This window comes from Streptomyces sp. NPDC022910 (assembly GCF_055561075.1).
Genome location: NZ_JBVHHL010000019.1, coordinates 126,492 through 138,088 on the forward strand (window position 1 = coordinate 126,492; position 11,597 = coordinate 138,088).

Below are 11,597 nucleotides of genomic sequence, written 5' to 3' on the forward strand. Positions count from 1 at the left end.
ATGTGTTCCTCCCGCATCCGGGCGGCGAGTCTAACGCGGCGGCCTTCTGGGCACGCGGGAAGGGCAGGGGGTACCGAGAGCCGGCACGACGTGCCGGCGCTACCTGAAGGCGCCCTTGGCCTGCGGTCATGGCTCGGGATGCGCGGTGTTCACAGGGGCCTGCGAGGGGCCCAGTGCGCGGATGATGCGGGTGAGGCCGGTTGGAGCGGCCGCTAGGCGAAGTCGGTGTGCTCCAGGAAGCGGGCGGCCAGGAACAGCTCCTCGTCGTTCTCGACGGGCTCGTCGGCCGATTTGGCCGCCTCGGGCATGCGGACGTGGCGCGCCAGGCCCAGGCGAACAGGCTCAAGCTGACCAGCGAGCCGACGGCCGCCCACGTGATCGTCGCGGCAGAGTCGAGGGTCGTGGGGTGGAGGTGGCACAGCGGCAGCAGCCACAAGGGGTGCCGACGAGTGCGCCCGCGAAGCGAAGAGCGGAGGGGTGGACCTCATCGTCGGGCGCTCGGCGCCCGCGCAGCCGCAGCAGTACCTGAGCTGCGGGGTAGCCGGCGGCGAGGGCGCCCGCGGCCGCGACGACGGCCAGTTCCCGGCGGTGGGAATGTGCTCGCGCCACACGTGGCCTTGTCCAGTGACCTGTGCTCTGACTCGTGTCCGGCAGACGGCATCCGGACCGGACATGGACCTGGAGCGCGTTCCGGGAAAGTGACGACGGCCGTTGAGTGCCGTTTTCGACCATACGCAACAGCCGTGCCCGATTCTGGGCACAATTGACGGGTCAGGACACTGGTCCTGGGCGCAGCCAGCCTCGCTCGGCTGCAAGGAGTGCGATTTGGAAGCGTGTTCTGGCCCCGAGTGCGCTACCCGCCTCGCTCACGTGCTTTTGCACGGTGCGGCGGCTGACATTGAGCACTCGGGCGATGGCGTCGTCCTTCATTCCGGTCGCCATGAGGCGGAGGATCTCCCGGGTCCGTTCGTCGATCTGCGTCGTCTCTCGGGTCTGGCGGGGGAAGGGCCAGTCCTGTCGGCTCTCCAGTGACGCCGGCGCCGCGTGTTCCCAGATGTTCTCGAACAGGGCGGCGAGTGCCTCGACGAGAGCGGGGGAGTGGACCACGAGTGATCCCGCTGGGGGTCGGTCGCCGTGCAGGGGCAAAAGAGCGGCCGTCCGGTCGAACAGGACCAGTTTGATGGGGAGTCGTGAGCTGAGCCGGAATTCACCGCCTCCAGCGGTGCCCCGCAGTGCCGTCTCCAGTGACACCGCGTCGGTGAAGCCCTCGGTGTCGTAGACCGACCGCAACCGTACCCCTTCTTGGACGGCTGCCTGGGCGGAGTCAGCGTGGCCCGGGTCGCCTGCGGCCCCGGTCACATACGGCGGCTTGGCCAGGTGCAGCACTTCGCGGGTGCTGCCCTTGAGGAGATGCGCATAGCGTGCGGTGACCTCTTCACTGTGTTCCAGGACTTCCACCAGGTGTGGCGCCTGCGGGCGTGACACGGAGTGGTAGATCTCGTGGAGCCGCTCCATGTACAGCTCGGCCTGGGCCAGTTCGCCGCGCTTGCGGGCCAGCAGGGATCCCAGGGTCGAGCGCGGCGGGCCGGCCGTCCACCGCGGGGGCCGGTCGGCGATACGGATGACGAGAAGTACGTCCTCGAGGGCGTGCAGCGCCCGCTCGGCCGCTTCCGATGACGTGCCGACCGCGGCAGCAACGGTGGCGGAATCGGCGGAGGGGTGGCTCACCAGGTACTCCAGGGCCCGGCCGCTGAGCGCGTCCAGTCCGGTTCCCGCCCACGGGCCGTCCGACGTGACATCCATGCAGCCTGACACTCCTGTGCTGTTGTGCGAATCGGCGTCGATCGTATGTCTCCGCTGTCGGCCGCGGGGCGAACGCGCATGTGCGTCATTGCGCGAATCCGCGACAGCGGGATCTTGCCGAGGGCGACGTGCACCGTCAAGGTGGGCACGCACCGTGCCACCAGCGCTGAACGAACGCCTGGGCGAACGGCCCGCAGCGGTTCCCGTGATGACCCGGGCCCTGCCTGCTTCTTGCTGGGTTCCGCCTTCGCGGAGGCCGAAGGGGCCTGCCCCGGTGAACGCCGGGACGGGCCCCTCCAGGGCATGGTCGGGCGGAAATGGCTCAGACGCAGGTGCCCGCCGGGTGGTCCCGGGTCACCAGGTCGGTGTCCGTCGTGGTGGTGTCCATCCACAGGACACGGCTGCCGGTGTCGGCCGCCGCGCTCGACTGCTGGCCGACGCTGCAGGATACGCGGCCGAGCGGGGCGCCCTTGGGGGTGAACTGGTAGAGCTTTGCCAGGGAGTCGTTGTAGTCCTCGAACGCCTGAGAGTACGAGGGGTACACGGTCAGGGTGACCGCCGTGTCCGTGGCGGCGAGACCGAAGGCGCGGACCGGCTTCGGGCTCTTCTCCGGGATCAGGTCGGTGACGCCGGAGCCGTCAAGGGCCGCCCTGCGCAGGGTGGTCAGGTCGTCGTCGGTGTAGTCGGTGTCGATGAGCCAGTACACCCCGGACGCGGTGACCACCGGGGCGCTGATCCACTCCGGCTGGGAGGGTGCACCCAGGACCGTGGTCTTGCCACTCCTGATGTCGTAGACCTCGATGACGACGCCGTAGGCCCCGTCGAACAGACCGTCGTGGATGTACGCGATGCGCCCGTCCTTCACTGTCGGCCTGACCGCCTGGTTGTAGTCGCGGCCGAGCGGCACCAACTGCGGGGTGGTGGCGCTGCCCTTCAGGTAGTAAACCCGCTGCAGCCCGGTCTGCCCGTCCCGGTTGGACCACGCCACCGTGTCACCGTCGACGCTCAGGCCGCTGATCTGGTCGGTGGTGCTGAACAGCGTCGTCGGAGCCCCACCGCCGACCGGCGCGGACAGGATGTCGTACGTGTGGGAGTAGGGGTCGTCGGGCGAGACGTCGCCGACGGCCACCCACACCACGCGCTTTCCGTCGGTGACCGCGCTGAGGTGGACCCGGCCGTCATTCGGGGAGACCTGCCGGGGCTTACCCTTGCCGTCGATGCGGCCGACCCACACGGAGTACGCGGCGGTGCTGTCGGGGCTGGACTTGGGAACGGCCCACCAGCCGCCGCCGGTGCTGGGCGTGTTGCCTGTACCGACGTACTGCATCAGGGTGCCGAGCCTGCCGAGCAGCACCTCGCTGTCCAGCCCCAGGCCCTTCTCCCAGCCCGGGGCGACGCCGTGGGCTGCGAACGCCTTCTTCACAGCGGCCAGCTTGCCGCCGTTCACTCCGAGCGACTTCGCCGCCGCGATGACCGCGTCCCGGCCCTTGTCGAAGCCGTCCAGCGGGGCAATGTAGGAGGTCAGTGCCCGGTAGACGATCCGGTCGGTCAGCGAGCCGCCGAGGCTCTCGCGGATGTCCCACAACGCGCCGCTGAATATGGTGGAGTTGACGTGCACGCCACTGTTGTCGTAGGCCGAGCCGAGGGGCAGGCCGAGGAAACTCTTCGTGGTGTGGCCGTCGTTGAGGTCGCGGAAGGCACACTCCTCGGGCGCCCGGGTGCGGCACAGGTCGCCGCCGATCAGGCCGGCCTCGGGGTCGCTCATCGGGGTGTGGTTGACGGTGACGTCGATGACGTTGCCGAAGTAGTCGGCCAGCGCCTCGTTCATGGCGCCGGACTGGCCCGAGTAGACGAGGTTCGCGGTGTGCTCGACCACGCCGTGGGTCATCTCGTGACCGACCACGTCAAGGTCGGACGCCAGTGAGCGGTATTCGTCGTCGCCGGTGCCGTACACCATCTTGGTGTGGTCCCAGAAGGCGTTGACGAACGGGCTGCCGTAGTCGGTCACGCCGACCAGGGAGTTGATCGCCATGCCCTGGCCGTCGAGGCTGTTGCGCTTGAAGGTGTCGCGGTAGAACTCGTACACCTTCCCGGCCGCCCAGTGCGCGTCGACCGCGCCGGAGGCGGTCAGCCCCGGGCCGGCCTTCGGGGTGGGCGAGGCGTACGGCACGACGCCGTCCGGCCATACGCCGGAGACGTCCTGGTACCACAGGCTGGAGGCGTCCCAGGTCTGGATGACGTTGTGCTGCTTGGTGTCGGCCATGTGCACGGTGTCGCGCAGCAGATACGCGCCGGTGGTTGCGTCCTTCGTCAGGTACAGCGGCACGTTGGAGCCGTTGAGCAGGGTGCCGCTTCCGGTGACGCTCGCCGACTCGGACCCGGGTTGGCCGGGCTTGCCCGGCTTCGCCGACGTGCCGCTCGGGTGGGCGTCGGCGGCCTGCCGGGGCGCGATGAAGGTCGGCAACCCGCCGGACTCGAACAGCGCGACCCCGGTGGCGGCGTCGACGTACACCTCCTGCACCACCGGTGTGCCGGTGGCCGGGTCGGAGCCGCGCACGGTGACATGACGGGCCAGAACACCCTTGCCCGTGGGCAGGATCGTCAGCCCGCGGTCGATGCCCGACAGGACATCCGCCCCGCTCCTCTTGTGGCTGGGGCGGTAGCCCCCCTTGGCCAGCCCGTCCCGCACGTGCTGCACCGCGTTGTCCACGGCGGTGCCGACGGGCAAAGTCGCCTTGTCGGTGTCTACGTCGAGGGCGGTGAAGTAGGAGCCGGAGGTGCCGGTGACGGTCCGCTTGCCGTTCTTGTGGGTCATGCGCACCATGTACTGGGCGCCGAGGACCGGCACTCCGCGGAGCTTCTGGTCCAGGCGCACCGTCTCGGTGCCGTCGGCGTCCGCGGTCACGGTGTCGGTGACCAGGTCCCTGCCGGGGGAGGGAATGCGGTAGCGGTCCTTGTGACCCGCCAGATGGCTCCGGGCCGCGGTCGCGGCCGGCACGGACGCGTCCACCGCGTCCGCCAGCCCGTCCACCAAGGCGGGAGTCTCGGTCCCCGGACTCGCGGAGTCCCCGCCCGCAACCGCCGGACCGGCCGCCTGAGCGGGAGAGGTCAAGCCGGTGACGCCCAGGGCGGCCGTGACAGCGAGCAGGGCGGCCAGACCGGCGCGGCCCGGTCTGCGAACGGGCCGACGCGGTATGCGTGATGACATGTACAAGCGCCTCCGACGGCCCGGCGCGGCCCGGGCCCGGTAGTGGGAGATCAGACGTGCGGCGCACCATCGCGCCCGCGGCTCGCCCTGCACCTTCGCTGCCTCACGCACAAAATGACAAGGGGAAGTCCTGGGGGAGTACGCGCAGTTGCGCAGGTGCGAAGCACACGGCCTCCGACAGCCGCGTCCTTGCGCTGCGTCGGGGTTTCAACGGGGCCCACGGACTTGCGCGGCATCGCCACCCGGAGTGAGAAGACCGCCACCTCATGTGAGGCGGCGGTCATACTCGTGTGGTTCCCGCTCCGGGGAGGATTTCTGCGGTGACGGACCCTGGCGGCGGCCCTCGACGTGCAGGGTCACTGGAACCGATATCGCGGGGTAGGGCGTGTCTGCCGCGAGGTCGAGCCGGGTGCTGTAATCGCCCGCCCCTCCCTCACCCGTGGATGACGAGTCCAGGGTGATGGTCACGGTCGTCGGATGTCCGGGCTTCAGCGTGAGCTGTGAGACGCCGGGCTTGAGCCAGTCGGTTCCGGTCGGCTGGGTGAGTCGGACGGTCGCGGTCACGTGCCTGTGTTGGCGAGTACCAGCCGCGCAGTGGTGCGCCCGCCCTGGGTGACCGTGGCACTGACGCTGCCTGGTGCGACGGTCACACGCCCGGCCTTGAGAGCGAGATCCTTGTGGCTGGTCCGATCGGGATGCACCGTCGTCTTCCGGGTCAAGGCGGCGTAACCGGGCGCCGTGACACGGAGGGTGTGAGTGCCCGGATTCATCGAGAACAAGGTGTAGAACCCGTCCCCGACGGCCGGGTCGTCCGGAGTGGCCGTGGTGACGGTGGATTCGGCCGGGTCCGTGGTGTCGCTGACGGCGGCACCGACCACGCCGGCGCCGCTGCTGGCGTCCCGTACGGTGCCGACGGTCAGACCGCCGGGCGTCGGCACGAGGACACGGGTCTGGACGTTCACGTCGTCGAGCGACCAGTAATATCCCCAGTTCGCGACGAAGTGGAAGCGCAGCCGTACGGACTTGTGTCCTGCGTACTGCCGCAGCGGTGCGCGCACGGTCAGGCGCTGCTCGGAGTCGCTGACCTTGGGCCCGGACCAGACGTTCTCCCACGTGGCGCCGTCATCCGTGCTGGCGTCCACGGTCATGTGCTGTTGGTTGGGGTTGTACACGTACGCGGTCTTGAAGGTGAGTTCCGCCGACTGAGCGGCGGACAGGTCGTACGCGGGGCTGATCAGCTGGCTGTCCTGATGAGGTCCGATCGGCCAGTTGTCGCTCTCGACGACGGCGAAGGAGCCATCACCGCCGGTGACGTTGCCGCGTTGGATCGGGTCGTCGAACTCCCATCCGTTGTCGGTACCCGCCGCGTTCACCACGCTCCAGCCCTGGGGTGCGGCTGTGGTGGAGTCGAACGTCTCCGTGCGGTCCGCAGCTTCGAGCCGGTAGCCGACGGCGGTGGCCGCGTCGGGGTCGGCGGTGAGGGCGATGTCCGCGGTGACCGGCTTGTCGTGAACCGTCACCTTCCGTGTCAGGAGCTCGTAACCGGGCAGGTCGGCAGTGACGTCGAGGGTGTAGTCGCTACCCTTCGGCAAAGACAATTCGTATGTGCCGGTCACCGGATCGGTCCAGACCGGCGCTTCGGGGGACCCGCTGACCGCAAGGCGGGCGTAGAGCGGCCAGCCGTGTCCTGATCCGTCTTCGACGGTGCCGCGGACGCGTTCGCGAGGGATCGGGGAGAGCCTGAAGTCGCGGGTCAGGGCCTGGCCGTCCGCGATGTCGAGCGTGACCGGCGTGGTCGTCGTGTAACCGAAGGCCCTCACCGTAAGGTCCTTGACCGAGCCGGCCGGAAGGTCCAGCGTGTACGCCCCTTCCGTGTCGGTCGTGGCGATGTCCAGTCCCGATCCCACGGTCGCGTGGGCGACGGGCTTGCCGGTGACCGCGTCTTTCACGGTACCGGAAAGTGTGCCGTGCGGTCCGCTGCGGAAAGCGGCGAGGCCCGCGGGGGTGCCCAGGCCGGTCGGGCCGTCGTAGCCGGTGCTGGCGTTGCACAGATACGCGGCGGAGCAGCTTCCGTTGGACCCGGTGGTGATGTCGTTGAGACCGGCGCCACCCGCTGCGTAGGGATAGGAGTCGGGGTAGGTGCCGGGGCGTGGAGGACCCGCCAGCGCGTAGATGGAGGCGATCACTGGCGTCGCGGCGCTGGTGCCGCCGTACCGTTGCCAGCCCTTGCCCTGTGAGCCGTAGGTCAGGTAGACGGCAACGTTGTCAGCCACTGCGGAGACGTCCGCGACACTTCGTCCCGTGCAGCCGGTGTCCTTCTGAAAGGCGGGTTTCGACTGGTTTTGGGCGCAGCCGGAGCCCGGCCCGTAGAAGTCCCTGGCCCAGACGGTCTCCGACCAGCCGCGGACGCCGGCCGGGTCGGCTGTGAGGGTGGTGCCGCCGACCGAGGTGACGAACGGCAGGGTCGACGGGAAGGAGACGCCGTACTTGTTGTCGCCGCTCGCGGCGACCACGGCGACGCCGGGGTGGTCGTAGGAGGACCCGTAGGTGGCCAGATCGGTCGGGAAGTCGCCTGTCCTGCCGTAGGAGTTCGAGACGTACTTGGCGCCGAGTGCCACAGCCTGGTCCACACCGGCGGCGAGATTGCTCAGATCGTCGTTGTCGGTTTCCACCAGGAGGATGTTGGCCCCGGGCGCCGCCGCGGAGACCATGTCGAGGTCGAGGGCGATCTCGCCCACCCAGTCGTCGCTGGACCGCGGGTAGTTGGTGCCGCCGCGCTGGTCCACCTTCTTGAAGCAGCCGTTGGCGGTGGTGCAGGGCGGTAGGCCGTACTGGCTGCGGTAGACGGCCAAGTCTGCTTCGGCGTTGGGGTTGTCGTAGGCGTCGACAATCGCGACGGTCTGGCCGGCGCCACCGTTCGCGGGCAGGTGGTAGGCACTCTGAATGTCCTGGGGACCCAGCCCGGCCGGAACCTCGGACGCGCTCAGCCGCAACTTGGTCGGCTGGTCCGTCGTGCGCATGGCGTAGCACGAGGCGTGCCCCTTGGCCGGGGTGCCGCAGACGGGTGCCAAGTCGGGCTCGGCGTCGGATGTGTCCTGGACCGGCCTGGTCGGGGACGGCGCGACGGGGGGCGGCGCGGCGTACGCAAGCGGCTGGACGCCCAGTAGCGCCAACGCCGCGACACCGAGAACCGCTGCGCCGCGACTGATGATGCGAAGGGCCGACGACGCGCCTCTCGCATGAGTGGATATCGGCACGATTCACCAATCATGAGGGGCCCTGAAAGCGGGGCCGAAGGAAAGCGAATGCACATGAAGTGCGGACGACCAATTAGCCGATGCGATGGGCGACCTGTCAACTCCCGGCTTGTTGCGGGTATATGTCGCCTCGGGACTCTCGCGAGACGGATCCGCAGAGGTGCGTTGCGGTGAATTCGGGCCTCGGGGCCCCGACTCCGCGGCAATCCCACCGGTCGTGCCCCGTACGACGGTCGTTCCTACACGGCACACCCGAACACACCACTGGGCACCTGAAGGGTTCTCATCGACCGAGCTGCCGGCCGGCTTCCCACTTGTGCAGCATCACAAAATGCCGTGCAGTTCCCGCTTGCCGGATCAGGCTGGGGGATACCAGAATGAAAGCGCTCCTCTGTTGTTCCACCACGCCCTTCACCCGGGCATTTTTGGTCGGACGGATGACTCCTGAAATTAGGTCATCGACGGGTGTTGCGGCGATGGCTGTACGCCACTCGTTCAGGCTGCCGGGCGGGCATCGCGGTGGGCCTGGGCCGCGGCCATCAGGGCGTCGAGCGCATCGCGGGTTCGGAGCAGGTCCTCGATATGGGCGGAGAGCCGTTCGCGTTCCTGCCCCATCCGCTTCATCGCGGCGTCGGAGTTCTCGTCGCTGGGCGAGTCGACGCAGGGCAGCAGTTCGAGGATGGTGCGGCTGGAAAGACCGGCAGCGTACAAGCGCTGGATGAAGGCGACCCGCTCGACCTCACCGTCCGTGTAGTGCCGCTGGCCGCCGACGCTGCGAGTGCTGGTGATCAGCGCCTGTTCCTCGTAGTAGCGCAGCGAACGGACGCTGACGCCGGTCCGCGCCGAGAGCTCCCCGATTCGCACCTGTCCTCCTGTTGTGACCTGGGACACGCGACTTGCCTCTCACATCGGTGTCAGGTTTTAGCGTACTTGCCGGGCCGCCGTACGGAGGCCTCCGGACCAACAAGAAGGAGTTCCGGCATGACCACGCTGTTCGACCCCCACCGCCTCGGTGAACTGCGGCTGCCCAACCGGGTGGTGATGGCTCCGATGACCCGTGTGCGGGCCGCGGCCGGGGGCCTCGCGACCCCGTCGATGGCGGTCTACTACGCCCAGCGCGCAACCGCCGGCCTGATCGTCAGCGAGGGGGTGCAGCCGAGTGTGGCCGGGCAGTCCAACCCGGGCACGCCGGGCCTGCACACCGCCGAGCAGGTGGCAGCCTGGCGCCCGGTCACCGACGCCGTGCACGCCAACGGCGGACGCATCTTCGCCCAGATCATGCACGGTGGCCGGGTCTCGCACCCGTCCACCACCGGCATGCAGCCGGTCGGACCGTCCGCTGTCGCCGCCGTCGGCGACGTCTTCACCCCAACCGGGCCGCAGCCCGCTCCGGTTCCCCGAGCCCTGGAGACCTCCGAGGTGCCCGAGCAGGCCCGTACCTACGCCGGGGCCGCCCGGCGGGCCGTCGACGCCGGATTCGACGGTGTGGAACTTCACGGTGCCAACGGTTATCTGATCTCGCAGTTCCTGTCGTCCAACGCGAATCTGCGCACCGACCGCTACGGCGGTTCAGTGGCCAACCGCATCCGTTTCGCCGTCGAGGCGGTCGCCGCCACGGTGGACGCCGTGGGCGCGGCCCGCACCGGGATCAGGCTCTCCCCGGCCGGCACGTTCTGGGGCGTCGAGGAGACCGAGGTGCCGGAGCTGTACACCGCGCTGCTGGCCGAACTGGCCCGCTTCGAACTGGCCTACGTCCACCTCGAGGCCACAGCCGAGGAGGAGGTGCTGGTCGCACTGCGCCACGCATGGTCGGGCACCATGATCGTGAATCCGGTGCTCCCCATGGGACCGAAGCAGGCCGACCGGGCCGGCGCCGACCACTGGCTCGGTCTGGGAGCGGATCTGATCAGCTTCGGTCGCGCCTTCATCGCCAACCCGGACCTGGTCGAGCGGCTCCGCACCGGACTGCCGATCGCACCGGCCGACGAGTCCACGTACTACCAGGGTGGCGACGCGGGATACCTGACCTACCCGGCGTATCAGTACGCCGCCTGACCGGGCAGGCGGAACGACGCGCTCCCGACCGGACTTCACGCCTGTGCAGGTGCCCTTGCAGCCGTCAGCGTCCGCCTGAGCGATGGGCCTGCGGCCTCACCTGATCCGTGTGCTGACGCCCGCAGTTCGAGGGTGGCGCCGCGGCTGGGGTGGTGGGTGACGAACGGTTGTCACAACCGGCGGTTCTGGCCTGTCTGTAAGGGTGGAACCGAGAGGAACAGACGACACCGTGCGTGAGATCCTGATCGTCGGCGGCCGGTACGCGGGCTTCTACACTGCGTGGGGCCTTGAGAAGAAGCTGCGCCGAGGCGAGGCGCGTGTCACCGTCGTCGGCCCGCGTCCGTATATGACGTACCAACCGTTTCTGCCGGAGGTCGTGGCCGGGTCCGTGGAGGCACGGCACGCCGCCGTGTCACTCCGACGGCATCTGCGCCGTACTCGGCTGATCGCCGGAACGGTGACGGAGATCCGCAACAGCGACCGGACCGTCACCGTCCGGCCGGAGATCGGACCGGACTATCAACTGAACTGCGACATTCTCGTGGTCACGGCGGGGGCGGTCACCCGCACCTTCCCCATACCGGGACTCAGTGAACAGGCCTTCGGCCTGAAGCACGTCGAGGAGGCCGTCGCCATCCGTGACCGGCTGCTGACCTCGTTCGACCGGGCAGCGACACTGCCGCGCGGTCCCGAGCGCCGCAAGTTCCTCACGGTCACCTTCGTCGGTGGCGGATTCTCCGGTGTGGAGGGTTTCGGTGAGCTGCTGGCCCTGGCGACCGCACTGCTGAAGCACTACCCGGAACTCGACGCGGAAGAGCTCGACTTCCACCTGGTGGAAGCGCGCGGCCGGATCCTTCCCGAGGTAAGTGACAAACCTGGTGCGTGGGTGGTCAAGTCCTTGGAGAGACGGGGAGCCGAGGTGCATCTGAACACCCAGCTCATCTCAGCCGAGGACGGCCACGTCGTGCTCTCGAACGGAAAGGAGTTCGAATCGGGCCTGATCGTGTGGGCTGCCGGTAACGCGTCGAACCCCATCGTTCACAACCACACGGACCGTCCGGTCGATGAGCGCGGTCTGCTCGTCGTACGGGCCGACCTCCGCGTGGGTACGGAGACGGACGTGGTGCCGGACGTGTGGGCAGCGGGGGACGACGCGGCCGCGCCTGTTCGACGGCGTCGGGACGCTGGTTTGTCGCCTTCCAGGTCGAGGCCGCGCGGGAGATCCGCCGCGTCGCCCGCCCCGACGCGGCAGTCGGTATCGACCTCGGCATCAA

At 69.0% G+C, this 11,597-nt stretch carries 7 protein-coding genes; 2 read left to right on the forward strand and 5 right to left on the reverse strand.

What is annotated here, in order from left to right; all coding sequences use genetic code 11:
• Positions 1-771 precede the first annotated feature (771 nt).
• From ACZ3TS_RS20155 to ACZ3TS_RS20175, 5 genes are all read right to left on the reverse strand, one after another.
• On the reverse strand, positions 772-1,803 hold the full coding sequence (locus ACZ3TS_RS20155) for a helix-turn-helix transcriptional regulator (RefSeq protein ID WP_467619643.1): 1,032 nt from the start codon (positions 1,801-1,803) through the stop codon (positions 772-774).
• 322 nt (positions 1,804-2,125) lie between these two features.
• Positions 2,126-5,011, reverse strand: coding sequence for a M4 family metallopeptidase (locus ACZ3TS_RS20160; RefSeq protein WP_467619645.1), 2,886 nt, complete (start codon positions 5,009-5,011; stop codon positions 2,126-2,128).
• A gap of 264 nt (positions 5,012-5,275) precedes the next feature.
• Positions 5,276-5,575 (reverse strand): hypothetical protein, encoded by a 300-nt coding sequence (locus ACZ3TS_RS20165; protein WP_467619648.1) that lies wholly within the window; start codon positions 5,573-5,575, stop codon positions 5,276-5,278.
• Entirely contained in the window at positions 5,572-8,031 is a 2,460-nt protein-coding gene (locus tag ACZ3TS_RS20170; RefSeq protein WP_467619650.1) for a carboxypeptidase regulatory-like domain-containing protein, read from the reverse strand. Before ACZ3TS_RS20170 ends, ACZ3TS_RS20165 begins: the two co-directional genes overlap by 4 nt.
• A 732-nt stretch (positions 8,032-8,763) precedes the next feature.
• On the reverse strand, positions 8,764-9,132 hold the full coding sequence (locus tag ACZ3TS_RS20175) for a MerR family transcriptional regulator (RefSeq protein WP_467619653.1): 369 nt from the start codon (positions 9,130-9,132) through the stop codon (positions 8,764-8,766).
• 117 nt (positions 9,133-9,249) lie between these two features.
• Here ACZ3TS_RS20175 and ACZ3TS_RS20180 point away from each other — a divergent pair, with 117 nt between their 5' ends.
• A complete protein-coding gene (locus tag ACZ3TS_RS20180; protein ID WP_467619656.1) occupies positions 9,250-10,323 on the forward strand; it encodes an alkene reductase in 1,074 nt (357 codons plus the stop codon).
• Between the two features lie 229 nt (positions 10,324-10,552).
• Positions 10,553-11,597: NAD(P)/FAD-dependent oxidoreductase (locus tag ACZ3TS_RS20185; RefSeq protein ID WP_467619658.1), on the forward strand; the 1,045-nt coding region annotated here is incomplete at its 3' end.